This is a genomic window from Ahrensia kielensis DSM 5890 (assembly GCF_000374465.1).
Classification (GTDB): domain Bacteria; phylum Pseudomonadota; class Alphaproteobacteria; order Rhizobiales; family Rhizobiaceae; genus Ahrensia; species Ahrensia kielensis.
Map to the genome: position 1 here is coordinate 427,418 of NZ_KB894529.1, position 17,353 is coordinate 444,770.

Consider the following 17,353-nt stretch of genomic DNA (forward strand, 5'->3'; position numbering starts at 1 on the left):
GACCCGTTACGGCGTCCCTTGGCACAATCCCTAGTTGGCTTAAATATTATTGATGCTCAGACCCCCTGAACACCGTTGCGGCGTATATAAGAAAGCCTTTTTTGCGGCGCAAGGCTGATCATCCGTGAATTTTTGCAGTTTTGACATAAAAAACATGTCTTTTCCGACTTTAGCACCTCCGTTTACACGAAGTGATGAGGATTAAACACCTACGGACAAGGTTATTTTTTTAGAACGGTTATAAATGACCGGAGTGCAGCAGTGACCTTTGTGGAAAGTTCTTTTAAAAAAGCCAAGGCTTTGACCAAAGCAGGCAAGTTTGCCGAAGCACGTGCAGTATATGCTGCCGTTATGGAGAAGTACCCTAATAATCAGCGTGCACGCGAAGGTTTCCGCTTGGTGGAAGGCCCGTTCATCGGCCAAAAGCGCGGCCTTACTCCCGATGAAAAAAACACTCTATTTAAAGCCATCAATGAACGCCGGTTTAACGATGCGCACGCACTCGTTCAAAAGTGCATTCAAAGTGCCGGTCCAAGTGTATTCATCTACAATATTCTGGGCATAATTTTTGATCGTACAGGAGATCAAAAACGGGCTGCAGCGCATTATGAGATAGCTGTAAAATTACGCCCTGATGACCCTGAGATATTGGGTAATTATGGTCAGTGTCTTCGCGTGGCAGGGCAATATGATCTTGCAAAAGAAACACTTGAGCGTGCACTCACTTATGATCCAAACTCTGCTCAAGCACACAATAACCTTGGCAATGTGCTGCGTGAAATGGGAGAAGCTGAGCGTGCAATTGAGTGTTTTAAGAAAACGGCAGAATTAACCCCAAAAGCTCCGCAGCCCCTTTCCAATATCGCGAATGTATTGCGAGAGGTTGGGGATAAGCCTGCTGCGAAACAATATTATAAAGCTGCACTCAAAGTCGCGCCTCATTCTGGCGAAATTTTACGCAATTTGGCAATGCTCGACGCGTCAAAGCCTGAAGATCCACTTTTCGAAGACTTGGAAGCTGCGCTCGAACACCACGCTGATAATGCTCATGAACAAATGCATATTCGCTTTGCGCTCGCCAAAGCAAAAGATGATATCAACGATTATGATGCTGCGTTCGAAGAATTTAAAGCAGCAAACGACATTGGTTTAGAGCAATCTCTTTATTCAAAAAAACGTCACGACAAAACATTTTCAGGCATCAAGAAAAGTTTCGAGAAAGTTACGGTTTTAAGCGACGCTGAGACCGAAACCTTACCATCTCGTCCAATCTTTATTTTAGGCATGCCGCGTTCTGGCACATCGCTTGTCGAACAGATTATATCGAGCCATTCGGATGTATATGGTGGCGGTGAACTCCCTCACCTTGCCCATGCAACCGCGCCGGTTTTCACCTCTTTGACAAATGGCGAGCCCCCAGAAACTGAAACTTGGCAGCAAGTACGTAACTCCTTTTTTCAGCGATTAGATAAAGAGTTGGAGCAGCCTGTTTTCACAGATAAGATGCCTATGAATTTTCGTTTCATCGGCTTTATTTTGAGCGCGATACCTGAGGCCAAAATCATCCATACGAAACGTGATGCTATGGCCGTGTGCTGGTCTATCTATCGCCACCTCTTTCCATCAAAGGGCATTGATTACCAATGGTCATTGGACGCACTTGGGCATTATTATAATCATTATGTTGACTTGATGAACTTCTGGGAAAAGAAATTTCCAGATCAGATCTACACCGTAGACTATGAAAAACTAACGGAAGATCAGGAGGCAGAAACCCTCAAACTCATCCAAGCTTGCGACCTAGAATGGCAAGACAGTTGTCTCAATTTTCATGAGAATGATCGATCGGTCCGTACCGCAAGCACCCATCAAGTGCGAAAACCCATGTACCAAGCCAGTTCTAAGGCGTGGCTGAATTATGAAGCCAAGCTGAAACCGCTAAAAGAGGCGCTTAGCGCCCCAGTATAATATCAACGAGAGAGCGCGGCTTGCCGTTACTTGTGCCATTTTCGCCCACGCCGACTTTTGGTCGCGGATTGGAGGCTGTCACGCGATTGTCGAGAACCTGTTGCTCTAAACTCGCCGCATTGCTGTTACCAACAGGTGCCGTTGGGCGTTGAACCATCAAATCATTAGGGCGTTGCTGCGGTACAATTGTTATCGGTTGATAGCCGGGCAAATCTGAAACGGGTACACCTTCATGCGCTTTGACCATGAAAGAGTGCCACGCCTTTACTGGCAGCCCACCACCTGTAATGCCCTTCATTGGTGCGCCATCATCATTGCCGAACCACACACCCGTTGTCAGATTGCGCGTGTAACCAATAAACCATGCATCGCGATTGCTTTGGCTTGTGCCAGTTTTGCCCGCAGCTGGATGATCGAACTTGGCACCGCGCGCTGTGCCTTTTTCAACGGTCTGTGACATCATGGCATTCATCATACCTGCAACATCAGCGGAAATTACACGCGCGGACTGTGGAATATGCTCATATAAAATTGCACCATCCATTGTCGTAATACGCTGAACCATGTGCGGCTTAGCGCGGTAACCACCTGTTGCAAATGGTGTATATGCGCTCGTTAGTTCAAGCAGCGTAACCTCAGAGGTTCCCAAAGACAGCGAAGCGTTAGCCTCTAGTTTGGATGCAATACCCATGCGATGCGCAGTTTTGGCAACATTACCAGCACCATTTTCCATGATTAACTGAGCCGCGACCGAATTTAACGACTTAGACAGCGCCGTCGTTAGCGTGACTTCACCATAATATTTTCCATTATAATTTTCCGGCGTCCACTTGCCAATTTTGATTGGCGCATCATTGCGGATTGAATTGGGTGTCATGCCATTTTCTAGCGCAGCCAAAAATACAAATGGCTTAAAGCTGGACCCAGGCTGCCTTTTAGCCTCGGATGCACGGTCAAATTGTGAGTTGGCATAATCATAGCCGCCGATCATCGCGCGCACAGCACCTGTTCCATCAATGGAAACAAGAGCGCCTTGGCTGACGTTTGATTTCTCGCCATTTTGCGCAATCAACTCACGGATGGCCTCTTCACCGAATTTTTGCAGCGACAGATCAACCGTTGTATCAACAATGACGTCTTGCTTGATTTCGCCAACAAGAGCCTGCACTTGATCCATGACATGGTCGGCAACATAGTTTTCAGACCCCGTCCAATAGGCCGCAGCCTTGGTGGTTGGACCAGAAAGCGCAGCAGTCATTTCAGAGTCAGACACCATTCCTTGCGCGCGCATTGCACTGAGCACAACTTGTGCTCGTTCTTCGGCAGCTTGCGGGTTTTTAGCAGGAGACAAGCGCGAAGGCGCTTTAACAAGCCCCGCAAGAAGGGCTGCCTCTGGAAGAGACACATCGCGCGCTGTTTTGCTAAAATAACGGCGACTTGCAGCTTCCACACCGTAGGAACCAGAACCAAAATAAACGCGATTCAGATACATTTCTAAAATCTGGCTTTTGGAGTATTTTTGCTCCAACCATAGCGCCAGCACTAGCTCTTGGACTTTTCGGCCCATTGTACGTTCAGGTGATAGGAAAAGGTTTTTAGCAAGCTGCTGGGTTATCGTAGAGCCGCCCTGCACCAAGCGGCCAGACATGACATTACGCATCATCGCGCGGCCAAAGCCAATAGGGTCAAATCCAAAATGTGAGTAATAACGGCGGTCTTCGATCGCGATAATGGCCTGAGGAATATAAGGCGACATGTCATGCAGCCCAACGGCTGCACCGCCAGTTGTGCCGCGATTTGCAACCAGTTTTCCATTTACAGAAACGATTTTAACATTTGGTGGGCGATCTGGAATTTCCCATGTCGAAGCAGATGGCATCTGCGCGCCATAATACGCAAAAATACCGGCAACGCCGATCCCGCCCCAAATGCACAAAATGAATGACCAGTAAAACAGCCCACCAATGAGCCCCCGCCCACGGTTTTGTTTTTTACTTTTGGAGGATCTCTTGTTGCTTCTGCGCTGAGGGCCAGATTTTGCCGGTGCTTTGCGTGCCGTCGTTTTCTTTGCACGCTTTTTAGGTGGAGGTGCCGCGCGATCATCTTCCGTCACAGCGAAATCTGCCGCCGCTTTTTTTGAAGGGCGGTCGGCAAAACGTGGTTCGACACGTTGCTTCGGTTTTTTTCGAAATATCATCAGGCCAGATTCACCGTACTCAACACATAATCGGTATTTGTGTGACTATAGAATATGGCGTTTAAGGGGTCGTTAACGGCAGGTTGATGCAACCTGCCGTATTTTAACGATCTATAATTGAGCGATTTTAGGCAAGTACAGCCAAAATACGTGCCCATGAACGCTGACCTTTATGGAACGACTTCAAGTTGTATTTCTCATTGGGCGAGTGAATACGGTCATCGGATTGTGCAAAACCTACAAGAAGCGAATCCATACCCAGCAAAGATTGGAAATCGCCAACAACTGGTATTGAGCCGCCCATGCCAATCATCACCGCTGGATTTGGCCATTCATCAGACAAAACCTCTTTGGCCTTGTTCAGCAATTCAGAATCATACGGCAACTGAATACCTGGCGATGCGCCGTGTTCTTCAAATTCCACCGAGCAATCTTCCGGCACACGGTCTTGAACAAATTTGCGGAAGCTTTTGCGAATGGCATGCGGATCTTGATCCCCAACGAGACGGAAAGAGACTTTTGCAGATGCTTCGGCGGCGATAACTGTTTTAAAGCCTTCGCCTGTGTAACCACCTGTTATACCGTTTACCTCTGCTGTCGGACGCGCCCAAGTTAGCTCCAATACAGAGCGGCCTTCTTCACCCGATGGCTTAGATAGGCCAATTGCACCCAAGAAACTCTCATCTGTGCGACCGAGCGTTTTCCAGCTTTCCAGAATTTGCGTTGGTGTTTCTTCAACACCATTATAAAATCCATCGACTGTGACACGACCTTTATCATCATGCAGGTCAGCCAAAATCTTCGTTAGAATATGAATAGGGTTTGCAGCGGCACCGCCAAAATAACCAGAGTGAAGGTCACGGTCTGCAGCCTTGATCGTGATTTCTTCTCCAAGCAGTCCGCGCAAGCCAGCAGAAATCGCAGGTGTATCAACATCCCACATATTCGTGTCGCAAACCAAAGCATAATCAGACTTCAGCTCCTTGGCATTCTCTTTCAAAAACGGCACAAGTGAAGGTGAGCCGCTTTCTTCTTCGCCCTCAAACAATATTGTGACGCGGCAAGGCAAAGAACCTTCAACAGCTTTGAACGCGCGGCATGCTTCCACAAAGGTCATTAGCTGGCCTTTGTCATCCGACGAACCACGCCCCGTGATAACTTTTTGCCCATCCAGTTCTTTGATTTTCGGCTCAAACGGCGCATCGCTCCATAGATTTAATGGGTCAACCGGCTGAACGTCATAATGTCCGTAAAACAACACATGTGGAGCATCCGGCGAAGGCCCATCATGATGAGCAACCACCATTGGGTGTCCTGGCGTGTCACGTACACTTGCATCAAAACCAATGGATTTAAGGTCTTCGACCAACCATTCGGCCGCCTTACGACAGTCTTGAGCAAAAGCAGGGTCTGTTGAAATGGATTTGATCCGTAACAGTTCAAACAGATGCGTGACGCTAGTATCTAGTTGAGCATCGAGATGTTCAAGAACTGAGTTTGGTGCGGACATGAGGGGCTCCATTTAGCTGAGTATTATCTTCGGCATACATGGGCTGGACATTGAGATTTGTCAAAGACAGAAAGCTACAACTCAATAAAGAAAAGCCACCATGCAAAGATATGCACGATGGCAGTATTATTGATGTTTTGGAATGACGGGAATGGGGTGGGCGTCATCCAATCTGCGTTCGACATTGGGGAGACATCGATACAGATTCGACCTTTAGGGCCGCTATATTGATAGAAAAGCGCCTAAAAATGGCAGAATAAGGGCATATAATGATCGTGCGAGTTTTTTGCCGTCGTATATTTATACTTTTTTACATCATTCAGAATACATTATTGTAATATCAAGTGATCAGCTTCACCCAGATTTCAATTGAGAGGTTTGTCAGCTACATATTTATAGCTATAAGCACCACTGTAACGAGTTATCATTTACTCTCATCAACTCTTAGTCATAAGGCGCTACTTAAATGTGCGGAATTGCCGGCTTTATTAGCAATGAATTTTCTACAGAAACTGCTGACCTCAAGTGGTTACTCGACCTTACCCAAAACGGCAAAGCTTTGCCGGATGGTGTTGACGCCGCAGGCGGCCTGTCTGCCATCGTTACAATTTTGGAACAACGCTTTAGCGATCTAATGTCGATTGCAACGCTGCGCGCAGTCGCACTGAATACGGATATTGAAGATAGTGTTCGTTCATTATCCGAAATATTATCCGCTCACGAGAAGGCGCTGACGGCATTATCACAAGCTGGCCGCACCGATCTTGATCCACTCATCGAAAGCCTTCGTGACTATGGCTGGCAGCTTCATGCCGAATTGGCCGATCATGCAAAAGCGGCTGAAAAATTAGCATCAAAAGCAGAACTGCAATCCAGCACGGCTCTACACGTTGCCATTGCCGCCGAATATGTGTTGCGCTCTATAGACCGGCTTGAAGTGCGCGGACGCGATTCAGCAGGCATCGCGATTCAAGTTGACGTTGACGAAAATAGTGTCTCATCGATGAGCGCTGATTTGAAAACAAACTTTGATAAGCGGCGCAAAGACACGCATGCCGGAGACATGTCTATTTATCAGGAAGTTCGCAATGATGGCGGCATCAGCCTGACTTTTGTTTACAAGACAGCAAATCTAGTCGGACGTCTTGGGGATAATGGCGCTGCCCTTCGTGCATCCATTGCTGGTGATGCCGTTTTCTGGTCAATCGCCGCCAACGCCAAGAACGCCAGCATATTGTCACACACACGCTGGGCTTCGCATGGTGTTATTTCTGTCGCCAATTGCCACCCGCACAACCCTTCTCTGACAAGCGATTTGCAAGATAGCACCGACACCCAGCTTGGTGCCATGTATGCACTCAATGGTGATGTCGACAATCACATGGAACTGCTGGAAGAGTTTGTTACGAAGCGCGATCTGGCCGTTGATACAGCGATTACGACTGATGCAAAAATCATTCCAATCACCGACCGTGTATCCGCCAATATGGGCAATGATCGCTTGGAACAGTTCCGTGCGGCCACGCGCAGGCTTGATGGGTCTGTCGCGATAGGCTGTATCGATCCATTCCACCCAAGCACCGTGTTTCTAGCACAAAAAGGCTCGGGCCAAGGCTTGTACGCTGCCCGCCTGAATGATGGCTGGATATTTGCATCTGAGGTTTACGGTCTGTGTAATGCAGCGCTGACAAGTTACAATCTTGCGCGATCTGTTGCTGGTGGCTCGGTTATTAAGCTCGTCGGTGGCAGCGACACTATCGATATGCGCACGGTTTCCGATGGCAAGTCGGTCGAAGTAAAGTCCGAAAGCAACCAGATTTTCGCACGCGACATTTATCGCGGCGCATATGACCATTTCCTTGAAAAAGAGATCAATGACGGTCCTTCAAGTGTCGCAAAAACTTTGCGTGGTCGTTACCGCCGCGAAGGCTCTTTTGTTGCATTCAATGATTTGCCGACAGATATCTGGCAAGCACTCCGCGAGAACCTAAAAGGCGGCCTCTCTCGCGTTTATGTTATTGGTCAGGGTACTGCTGGTGTTGCAGCTGTCGGCATTGGTCATTTGATCGAAAAGGCTCTTGGGCGCGATGCACGTCGCAAAGTTCCAGTTATGGCAATTCGCTCATCTGAACTATCGGCTGATATTGAAGCTTATAACTTTGACCGTGCTTTGGTGATTGCCGTTTCTCAATCGGGTACGACTACCGATACAAACCGCGCAGTCGATCTTGCCAGAGAACGTGGCGCATTTGTTCATGCGATTGTAAACCGTCGTAATTCTGATCTGGTGCGCAAAGCAGATTCTGCTTTGTTCACGTCCGATGGCCGCGATGTAGAAATGTCTGTTGCGTCAACTAAGGCATTTTACAGCCAAATCACTGCCGGTAAATTGACAGCCATGTTCTTGGCCGATCAATTGCAAACAATGACGGATGTAGAACTTGCCTATGAAATTGGCGAGTTAGAAAAACTGCCCGCCCATGTTGCTTCTGTTCTGGCCAATGAGGCACATATTGCTGAATGCGCCCAAAGCCTTGCACCTTATGCACGTTATTGGGCGGTTACCGGCTCTGGTGTGAACCACGTTGCCGCGCTCGAAATTCGCATTAAATTATCTGAGCTTTGCTACAAATCCATTCCAGTCGACTACACAGAAGATAAAAAACATATCGACCTTTCAACAGAGCCGTTAACATTGGTTATTGCCAATGATCTGCCGGGCGATCTAGTTGGCGACGTTGTGAAAGAAGCTGCTATTTTCAAAGCACATAATGGCCGCCCTATTGTTTTTGCGACCGAAGGTGCTGACGCTGAAGCTTTTGGCGACTATGCCGAACGCGTCATTGCGCTGCCTAAAATTGGTGCTGATCTTGCTTTTGTCTTGGCGACAGTTGCTGGCCACCTATTCGGATTTCATGCGGCCCGTGCGATTGATGTTGGCGCTCAGAAACTAAAACTTATCATGGTTGAGCTTGAGTTTCTCGCCATGGGCGATGCCAATGCAAATGTCGATAAAATCATTGATATGATTGATGCCTTTACAGAAGAGGCAATCAAAGGCGCATTCAACTCCGGCCTTGGTGCGAGCCACACGGCGACAATTGCAAATATTGCACGCAAATTATTGGCAAACAAAGGTGATGAAGCCGCTTTGAAAGCCATAACGGAAGCTGCAAGTGAACCTATTCGCAAGGCATTTGAAGAAACATCACGGCCCATCGACACGATTCGCCACCAAGCAAAAACCGTGACCGTTGGCACAAGCCGTCCTGAAGATGCGCTGTCTCCAGCTGTACGTGATGCGCTTGGCTCGCTGGCATTGGCAGACAGCCGCTTGTCTTTTGACAACCGTAAGACGCTCGCGTCTGTTTCACGGGTTATTGATAGCGTTAGATGGGTTGCCTTGATGGATCTTACGCAAAAAAATGATGGCATGATCGTAATGGCACCAAAGGGCACCGAGTTGCCACAAGCCATAGCCTCTTATCAGGACGGGAAAGCACCAATAGGTGTTGTAGGCGCGGCGCTTGATACACGCAAATTGACTTGCGGCTACATCAACAAAGAAGCTGTTATTGCCGTCCCTGTTACTGGGCTACACAGCGCAGAAATTGATCATGTTCTATGTATCGCAGTTGATATGGTTGCACATGCGAGCCGTGAACAGAAAACAGCCATCATGCATGTATTGGAAACATATCAGCATACGCTGCGCCAATGGGAGCAGACATTCGGTACAGACGCCGAAGCCAATCTTCAACGCCAGATCGCTCGGACAAATCCGGAAACTGTGCTTTTCCACCCGTCAGCGATTGATCCTCTGCTGAGCGATGAAAACAAACAGACCGCTTGATTATTCAAGCGGCCTGATTAAGAGTGTCAGCGACGCGCTAGCCTTCTATATGCTCGGCGAGCGCACAGAATACGTGATAAAAGGTACTTGACGGCATATCTGGCGCCGTCACTTTTCCCTCGGTGTTGATTGCATCATACCACCCACCGTCAATCGGCCCATTGAGATAGCGCGTAAACAGAACATCGAGCATTTTCTTGCGATGATTTGCGGCTACTGACAGTCCATTTTTCTCAAAAACAATGGCCGCTTTGAGCGCTTCTGTTTGCGGCCAGCACCGCGCATTGTCACTTAAATTGGTTCCATCCGGCTGCATATAATCTGCGACAGCGCCCGTTTTTTCATGATAAGCAAATGCACGGCTTGATGCGTAAATTGCTCGGGCTTTAGCCTCAAGTCGCGGCGTTGATCGATGCGTATTGTAGCGCATCAAAAGCCATGCCCATTCATAGCTGTGCCCAGGCTCGACAGAATTATCAGCTTTTCCCCTCGCCATTAGCGACCAGTCATTATTAAACCGCTCTATGACTGATCCAGTTATGCGATCAAAGAAATGTTTCTCAAAGAGTTGAACCATCGTTTGCGCGCGATCCAAAAATCGCTTGTCTTCGGTTGCTTCATACCAGCCAAGCATTGCTTCTAAGAAATGCATATGCGGGTTGGCACGCCGCGGTGTAGAGCCTTTTGAATCTTCGAGATAACCACCATTTACAGTATCCGCGAGATGCTCATCCATATAGCCCAGTGTTTTGTCTGCCCATTCACGCGCTTCTGGCCAAGCCTTGGCGCGATAAAGCCATGAAAGACCAAGCAAGACGAAACACTGGTCATATGTATCTCGGGAATCATCTAGAACAGATCCATCAGGATTATAGAGATGAATAAAACCGCCTTCTGGATGCCATCCAGTCTCGATCAAAGTGTCGAGGCAATGGCGTAAAATTTTATCTGAATCGCCTTTCCAGCCGATCAACGAGGCATGAGAAAAACAATAAATTTGCCTTGCGATTACGCGCAAACGCTTATGTGGGTGCGGCGCTGGTTCGCCATCAAATGTCAGCGCTTCATGAACACCGCCATACTCATAATCAATTCCTTTTTCAGCCCATAGAGGCAGCGCTTTTTCAAACAACCATTGCTGGATTTCTTTTTTCGGCCAATGGCGTTTACGAGTATAGGCATAATTAGCCTTGAAAACGGTCGTCACGTCCTTGACAAGATGTGCCATGTCTGTGCGCGCAACGAGGACTTTGTTGTCCTCTGCAATGACGGTCAGCCCTTCAACACCGGCAATAGCGACAAGTGCGTCATCAGCACGGACATAATTATTTTTTGCATCAATGTTGATAACATCGCCATAAAGAGCATTACCCGCTTCATCTTTATGCGCAGCATCATAAAGCTGGGTCCATGAGCCAAGATCATCCCAATCAAAGCTTGCAGGGACCACGCCGATATTATCGGCTTTTTCCATGATGGCGTAATCCATAGAAAGCTTAGGCGCCGCATTGAAACTGTCATTATCTAGGAAAATAAACGAGCCATCCGTTTGCGCTAACTCCACAGATCTTTTTGCTTTATCCCAAATTTCAGGTTGAAGTTTCTCAAACTCTTCAACCATGCGCCCAGCTCGGAACAAAAACATACCCGCATTCCATAAAAAACTACCATCGGCCAGGTATTTTTGAGCTGTTTCGTAGTCAGGTTTCTCACGAAATTTTTCCACACGAAAGCCTTCTTCAAACGGCTCACCTTGCTGAATATACCCATATTGTGTTTCTGGTCGTGATGGTGAAATGCCCAACGTCATGATCGCATCGGTTTTTGATGCGGTACGGGCGGCTTTAACGATTGTATCCAGGAAAATTTCGTGATTATCGATTCGCGCATCCGATGGTAACACGACTACTAATTGTTCTGGATCACGGGCTGAAACAAAAGCTGTGACGGCTGCGATGGCAGCTGCGGTATCACGCACAGAAGGCTCAAGCAAAACCTCGCTTGGCTGCGTTTCAAATTCTTTGATTGCCCCATGGAACATTTGCTCAAGCTGTGCGCTGCCAAGCACGATGGGCGGCGCAATCGCAAGACCGTTATAAATGCCGACAGGAATGCGAGAAGCAGTATTGGTCAGTAGAGAGCGCTCATTAAACAATGCGTGAAACTGCTTAGGCTTTTCATCTCGCGACATTGGCCAAAGACGTGAACCGGCACCGCCACATAATATAACAGGTGTGATGGAAAGCTCGTTCATAGAATGCTCGAATTGTTAGATGCCAAAACTGTAATTAAATCCGACAATACTACCTAAGCGTAAACTAAACACAAACGACCCGCTCTCGAATGAAGAACGGGGCGCTATAAACAATTCGTTTTGTAATCTTATGTTGGAGATGTACCATTCTTGACAGATGTAGCGATAGAATTGAATTTCACATTCAATTCACTACCAAGTGATGTCGCGCCTGCGATAATAGCAACAGCAATAAGAGCAGCGATGAGGCCGTATTCGATAGCAGTTGCTCCAGATTCGTCTTTAAGAAAACGTGTAAGCATAATGAGTTCCTTACTCGTGTAAACTAAACAGCATATCGTCAGATATTGTTTTCCGATCGATTGCAGACAACCTATCCATTCTCACTTGCCACTTACTTAATGAACAAGGTTGCTCAAAGTTTAATTCTGAGTTCGCGTGAATGTGGTAAATAGTTTGCAAAAATTTAAGCAAAATTTCTATGGTTAATGCTTCCTTCAGCTTTCTGCGCAATTTTAGACATCAGATATGTTTGGAGTTAAGTCATGGTCTCGCGCATTAAACTACTTTGTGTAGCAACATTTATTGCTAGCACGAACGGCATAACGACTGTTCATGCAGCAGATTTTGCCCCTGAAGTTCAGGTCGAAAAACATTCCAACGCTGTTGGAATTAAAGTTGAGTTGAACAATGCAAAAATTATAAAATTATCACGCGCTGCAACGACCGTTATTGTTGGCAATCCCGAAATTGCAGATGTAACAATACAAGATTCACAAACGCTTGTTCTGACAGGCCGCGGCTTTGGCCGAACAAATCTTGTTATTCTTGATGAAACTGGCACGCCTATACTGGACGAAAGTATTGCTGTTGGGCGCAACACCGCATCAATTGTACGGGTATATCGCCGCGCTGAAATTGAAAATCTGTCCTGTGAACCTGAATGCGAAGGCGCGTATCTTACTGAAGCTGAACTTCAAGCAATTTCCGCGATGAATGAAGCCAACCGCACTGATGATGATGAATAGGTAACTGCTGTTTTAATTTATTATATTGCTAGCACGTATCAATTTGACGCGTGCCTAACATTCTAGCGGTTTGCGCAAGAAGTTTTAAAGGTTTTTCGGCTATGCTTTTTTGATCTGAGTATCAGGAGCAACACAAAGTGCATAGGATTGAAAAAATCGGCAGGCTCCGTACAGCTTTAAGCCGATTTAAGCATAATAATGATGGCGCAACGGCGATCGAGTTCGGTATTCTCGCTATTCCCTTTATTTTGATTGTTTTTGCCGTTCTCGAAACATCACTCTCATTTACCGCACAGCAAGTTATGGCCAATTCTGTTGACCAAGCAGCGCGCAAAGTACGCACAGGTCAAATTGACCCGAAAACCACAAATAAAGATCAATTCCGTGCAATGATATGCCACGATTTAGAACTCTTGGTCTCAAGCGGTTGCCCCGAGCTTGAATTCGATTTGAAATCGTACAAGAAATTTTCGGATGTACCGACGACAATTCCGATGGAGACGCCGAAAAAGTTAGACACATCCGGTTTCACCTATGAACCAGGCGGTGCAGGCACAATCAACCATCTGCGTGTGTTTTACCGCTGGCCTGTCATCACGGACATTATGAAGTCACACCTTTCTGGGTTGGAGGACGGAAAAACGCTCCTTTATTCGTCATCCACTTGGCAGAACGAACCCTTTTAAATCCGCGATTTGAGTACATTAAGCATGACAAAAGCATTCAAGCAAAATAGCCTCAGCAGCGTTTTAAGAAAATTTCGCAAGGATAAAGGCGGTATTGCTGCGGTTGAATTCGCACTCATCGTCCCGCTTCTTTTAGCATTGTATCTTGGTACTGTTGAAATCTCGACGGGCGTAACGGTCAACAAGCGAGCTGCGCGCGTGGCCAGTACTGTTGCCGACTTGGTTACGCAGCAACAAGAAGTTGACAAAAAGACGCTCGATTCAATGTTAGAAATCGGTGCGGCGATTATGTATCCATATACGGCAGACAAACCGAGAATTACGATTGTTGGCGTTGATGTTCGTGATAAGCATCCCGATGGCGGCGAGATCATCTGGTCACGGCGTTATGATAAAGGTAAATTTGATGGCGGTTTTGGCTCAGGTAAAGGCACAAAGATTGCGGTGCCTGAACGGCTGCGCATGGACGGAACTTTTCTTATCAAAGTCATTACTGAAATTGAGTATCGCCCGATTGTCACATGGGTACTTGGGTCAAAAACGGATGTGGGCGGTAACACTTATACTGCGCTGGATATGTCCGAAGAATATTGGTTGCGTCCGCGTATCGCCGATACCGTTACATGCACGGATTGCTAAGTTCTCTTTACCCAGCCCCATTGACTACTTTTCTGCTAATGTACGCACCATTTTGCTAACCACATTATAGTCATCTCTCGACACTGTTTGCATACCGCCTGCGAGTTCAGGCGAAACTGCATCATAGGCAAGTGGCGCTTTTTCATTCATCGACAAAAGTGCGCTTGATAGTGCATCAACGGCCTCTTTGGGTAGATTATTGCGCACAACATGCGGTCCGTAACGTACAGGCTCAGAGCGCCATAAAATTACTGGTCGCAGGTCACTGTTTTCATCAACAGCATTTAAAAATTCGTTCTTATATGTTTTTTCAGAGCCAAGCGTTGCACTTTCCCACGCGAAAAAACCACCGACTTCACCATCATGAAAAAGTTTTGCCGCTTCTGCTTGGCTCGTAGTTTCAACAATTATAGCGCCGCTATTTTCGAGCGATTTGTCTGATGCTTGGAAAAAAGCGTAAGGCAACATAAACCCAGATAAGGACGCAGGTGGCCCCACAGCAATTCTACGCCCGCTGACATCTTCTAAAGTAGCAATGCGGTTTTGATCTGTGATGAAAACGGAACGGGCCGCATCGCTGCCATTTTCTGCAATAGGAGCAGCAATAGGCAAAACACATGAGCAAAAGATATCAAGCGTAGCATAGCCTGCAGCTGGCAATATCGCATATTCTATGCGCGAAGACGCCATCGCATCGATAAGTGTTGATGCATCGTTGGCCTGAAATATCTCAACGGGCATATTTAATGTTTCTGCAAGCAGCTTTCTAAACTCATCAAAAATGCCAGCACGCAATGCTTCACCTTCAACTGCAGAAATACCAACACGGAAGACACCCATGTCACTGCGCCAATCAGCTAAGACGGGGGAGGATGACAACCCCGCAGCAAGCAAACTTAAAGAAACTGCTTTTGACAATTTTCTCAGTGACAATGATATTGGGGCTTTAAACATTTGTGGACCGGACCCATTTCAAACCTGTATAATCAATTGTTTACTATGGGCAATCAACAAATACTTAAAGCCCGACACAATAACTAGGATTTAAAATGGCCCGAGCCTTTCTTTTTGTCATGGATTCCGTTGGTTTAGGCGGCGCAAATGATGCTGCACAGTTTAATGATGAAGGCTCAAATACCGTCGGTCACATTCTTGAACACACAGAAAACGGTAAGGCTGACAAAGCAAGTCTCCGTGAAGGGCCGCTTCAATGTCCTAATCTTGCGGGCCTTGGTTTTTTCCACGCCCTTGAACTTGCTAGCGCTCACCCTTTGGCCAAGACAAAGCAGGCGCGCTCGCCATATGGCTTCTGGGGCGTTAGCGATGAAGTTTCAAACGGCAAGGACACGCCATCGGGGCATTGGGAAATTGCAGGATTGCCGGTTACGTTCGACTGGGGATACTTCCCCCACAAAACACAAACTTTTCCGCAAGCCCTTCTCGACAGCATTTATAAAGAAGCAGGCATTGAAGGCTCGCTGGCCAATTGCCACTCTTCAGGCACAGAAGCTCTGACCAATTTCGGCGATGAACACATCCAATCTGGATGGCCTATTTTTTATACGTCATCTGATTCTGTTTTTCAGATTGCTGCGCATGAAACGCATTTCGGCTTAGAAAGACTTTATGCTTTATGCGAAACCGTTCGCAAACTTGTTGATCCTTACAATATTGGACGTGTAATCGCGCGGCCTTTTCTTGGAGAGGCGCCGGACAGTTTTGTTCGTACGGGTAATCGCCGTGATTATTCTGTTCTGCCGCCAGAACCAACATTACTGGATAGGCTAACATCAACGGGAAAACGCGTGACCGCCGTTGGTAAAATTGGCGATATCTTTGCCCACCAAGGCGTTAGCGAAGTAATAAAAGCCAACGGTAATGATGCCCTTGCCGATGCGACATTAGAAGCTATGGCGCATGCGGGTGACGGTGATCTGGTATTCACAAATTTTATCGACTTCGATCAGCTATATGGCCATCGCCGTGACGTCGCCGGTTATGCATCTGCACTTGAACATTTTGACAAACGATTACCTGAATTCATTGCTGCCCTTAAACATGATGACTTAATGATTATTACAGCGGACCACGGCTGCGACCCAACATGGACTGGCTCTGATCACACACGTGAGCGCATTCCTATTGTTGGCCTATTAAAAGGCTCTAACGCCAAGGGCGTGCAACTTGGCATTCGCAAAAGCTTTGCTGATATTGGCGAGACGATTGCTGCTCATCTCGGGGTACCGGCCGGCAAATATGGAACGTCCTTTATAGATAAGATAAAAACCGATGCCTGAACTTCCTGAAGTTGAAACAGTAAGGCGCGGGCTTGAGCCGGTGATGCAAGGCGCGATGCTCGAGCGTTTGGAATTGCGCCGTCCCAATCTACGGTTTCCGTTTCCCGATAATATGGCTGCTCGCCTTCAAGGTGTAAAAATAACCAGCCTGTCGCGCCGCGCCAAATATCTTATGATCCATTTCGACAACAGCTTCGTTCTCGTCTGTCATTTGGGTATGTCAGGATCATTTCGCACACAAAACGGCGATATTGGGGAACGTCATCATGAGCATGCAAAGATTGAAGCGCATGACCATGTCATTTTCCATCTAAAGCAAAGCAATGGCGAACAAGCACAGGTTATCTATAATGACCCGCGCCGATTTGGCTTTATGTTCATGGATAAGGCGCATCTTATTCATGAGAACCCGCATTTGAGCGCGCTTGGCCTAGAGCCAACAGGCAACCAATTGAGCGGAGAAGCCCTTGCCCCAATGTTTGCGGGCAAAGCAGCCCCTTTGAAAGCCGCGCTACTTGACCAAAAGCTTATTGCGGGGCTGGGCAATATATATGTGTGTGAAGCGCTTTGGCGTTCTTGCCTATCTCCCAAACGGAAAGCCGGCACATTGGTGCGTAAGGACGGCAAACCTACGGCGCGATGCAATGATCTTGCGGGTCATATTCGCACTGTTATTGCCGATGCTATTCAAGCCGGTGGATCATCTTTGCGCGATCATACCCAGACCGATGGTACGCTCGGTTATTTCCAACACAGTTTTGCCGTTTATGACCAAGAAGGTATGCCATGCAGAAAACAGGGCTGTGGGGGCACCATAAATCGTATTGTCCAAAGTGGCCGCTCGACTTTTTATTGTCCTATATGTCAAAGATAAGGCGACTTGGCCCTTTACTCTAATAAAGCCCACGAAAAAGGAACCCT

At 47.2% G+C, this 17,353-nt stretch carries 12 protein-coding genes; 7 read left to right on the forward strand and 5 right to left on the reverse strand.

From position 1 onward, the window contains the following. The first annotated feature begins 270 nt into the window (after positions 1-270). A complete protein-coding gene (locus tag C504_RS0108245) occupies positions 271-1,968 on the forward strand; it encodes a tetratricopeptide repeat-containing sulfotransferase family protein (RefSeq protein WP_169385094.1) in 1,698 nt (565 codons plus the stop codon). On the opposite strand, the gene C504_RS0108250 is transcribed toward C504_RS0108245, so the two are convergent. Further along, positions 1,952-4,165 carry a transglycosylase domain-containing protein gene (locus C504_RS0108250; protein ID WP_018688857.1) on the reverse strand — a complete coding sequence of 738 codons (2,214 nt, stop codon included), beginning with the start codon at positions 4,163-4,165 and terminating at the stop codon, positions 1,952-1,954. The genes C504_RS0108245 and C504_RS0108250 overlap by 17 nt on opposite strands. Positions 4,166-4,292: 127 nt before the next feature. Continuing rightward, positions 4,293-5,675 carry a M20/M25/M40 family metallo-hydrolase gene (locus C504_RS0108255; RefSeq protein ID WP_018688858.1) on the reverse strand — a complete coding sequence of 461 codons (1,383 nt, stop codon included), beginning with the start codon at positions 5,673-5,675 and terminating at the stop codon, positions 4,293-4,295. Positions 5,676-6,141: 466 nt separating this feature from the next. On the opposite strand from C504_RS0108255, the gene C504_RS17470 reads away from it, so the two are divergent. Beyond that, positions 6,142-9,528 carry an SIS domain-containing protein gene (locus C504_RS17470; protein ID WP_018688860.1) on the forward strand — a complete coding sequence of 1,129 codons (3,387 nt, stop codon included), beginning with the start codon at positions 6,142-6,144 and terminating at the stop codon, positions 9,526-9,528. Positions 9,529-9,565: 37 nt separating this feature from the next. Here C504_RS17470 and C504_RS0108270 read toward each other — a convergent pair whose 3' ends face one another. Both C504_RS0108270 and C504_RS0108275 read right to left on the reverse strand, forming a co-directional pair. Further along, positions 9,566-11,782 carry an AGE family epimerase/isomerase gene (locus C504_RS0108270; RefSeq protein WP_018688861.1) on the reverse strand — a complete coding sequence of 739 codons (2,217 nt, stop codon included), beginning with the start codon at positions 11,780-11,782 and terminating at the stop codon, positions 9,566-9,568. Positions 11,783-11,910: 128 nt separating this feature from the next. Next, positions 11,911-12,084 (reverse strand): Flp family type IVb pilin, encoded by a 174-nt coding sequence (locus C504_RS0108275; RefSeq protein ID WP_018688862.1) that lies wholly within the window; start codon positions 12,082-12,084, stop codon positions 11,911-11,913. Positions 12,085-12,327: 243 nt separating this feature from the next. Here C504_RS0108275 and C504_RS0108280 point away from each other — a divergent pair, with 243 nt between their 5' ends. The 3 genes from C504_RS0108280 (at position 12,328) to C504_RS17475 (ending at position 14,135) form a co-directional block, all read left to right on the forward strand. Then, positions 12,328-12,810: a pilus assembly protein N-terminal domain-containing protein gene (locus tag C504_RS0108280; RefSeq protein ID WP_018688863.1), complete on the forward strand. Its 483-nt coding sequence runs from the start codon at positions 12,328-12,330 to the stop codon at positions 12,808-12,810. A gap of 137 nt (positions 12,811-12,947) precedes the next feature. After that, positions 12,948-13,496: a TadE/TadG family type IV pilus assembly protein gene (locus C504_RS0108285; RefSeq protein WP_018688864.1), complete on the forward strand. Its 549-nt coding sequence runs from the start codon at positions 12,948-12,950 to the stop codon at positions 13,494-13,496. Between the two features lie 24 nt (positions 13,497-13,520). Then, complete coding sequence (locus tag C504_RS17475) at positions 13,521-14,135, forward strand: TadE/TadG family type IV pilus assembly protein (protein WP_018688865.1); 615 nt, start codon at positions 13,521-13,523, stop codon at positions 14,133-14,135. A gap of 24 nt (positions 14,136-14,159) precedes the next feature. Here the strand turns inward: C504_RS17475 and C504_RS0108295 are convergent, their stop codons facing one another. After that, positions 14,160-15,053 carry a phosphate/phosphite/phosphonate ABC transporter substrate-binding protein gene (locus C504_RS0108295; RefSeq protein ID WP_169385095.1) on the reverse strand — a complete coding sequence of 298 codons (894 nt, stop codon included), beginning with the start codon at positions 15,051-15,053 and terminating at the stop codon, positions 14,160-14,162. Between the two features lie 131 nt (positions 15,054-15,184). Here C504_RS0108295 and C504_RS0108305 point away from each other — a divergent pair, with 131 nt between their 5' ends. Further along, positions 15,185-16,432 carry a phosphopentomutase gene (locus tag C504_RS0108305; protein ID WP_026317325.1) on the forward strand — a complete coding sequence of 416 codons (1,248 nt, stop codon included), beginning with the start codon at positions 15,185-15,187 and terminating at the stop codon, positions 16,430-16,432. Further along, the gene (mutM, locus tag C504_RS0108310) at positions 16,425-17,306 is read left to right on the forward strand and encodes a bifunctional DNA-formamidopyrimidine glycosylase/DNA-(apurinic or apyrimidinic site) lyase (protein ID WP_018688869.1); all 882 of its coding nucleotides are present in this window, start codon (positions 16,425-16,427) and stop codon (positions 17,304-17,306) included. The genes C504_RS0108305 and mutM overlap by 8 nt, the downstream gene beginning before the upstream one ends. Positions 17,307-17,353 lie beyond the last annotated feature (47 nt).

What these genes read in the sequence shown, in the direction of transcription:
- C504_RS0108305 (WP_026317325.1), top strand. Translation starts at nt 15,185, where the DNA reads ATGGCCCGAGCCTTTCTTTTTGTCATGGATTCCGTTGGTTTAGGCGGC.
- C504_RS0108280 (WP_018688863.1), top strand. Translation starts at nt 12,328, where the DNA reads ATGGTCTCGCGCATTAAACTACTTTGTGTAGCAACATTTATTGCTAGC.
- C504_RS17470 (WP_018688860.1), top strand. Translation starts at nt 6,142, where the DNA reads ATGTGCGGAATTGCCGGCTTTATTAGCAATGAATTTTCTACAGAAACT.
- C504_RS0108250 (WP_018688857.1), bottom strand. Translation starts at nt 4,165, where the DNA reads ATGATATTTCGAAAAAAACCGAAGCAACGTGTCGAACCACGTTTTGCC.
- mutM (WP_018688869.1), top strand. Translation starts at nt 16,425, where the DNA reads ATGCCTGAACTTCCTGAAGTTGAAACAGTAAGGCGCGGGCTTGAGCCG.
- C504_RS17475 (WP_018688865.1), top strand. Translation starts at nt 13,521, where the DNA reads ATGACAAAAGCATTCAAGCAAAATAGCCTCAGCAGCGTTTTAAGAAAA.
- C504_RS0108255 (WP_018688858.1), bottom strand. Translation starts at nt 5,675, where the DNA reads ATGTCCGCACCAAACTCAGTTCTTGAACATCTCGATGCTCAACTAGAT.
- C504_RS0108270 (WP_018688861.1), bottom strand. Translation starts at nt 11,782, where the DNA reads ATGAACGAGCTTTCCATCACACCTGTTATATTATGTGGCGGTGCCGGT.
- C504_RS0108275 (WP_018688862.1), bottom strand. Translation starts at nt 12,084, where the DNA reads ATGCTTACACGTTTTCTTAAAGACGAATCTGGAGCAACTGCTATCGAA.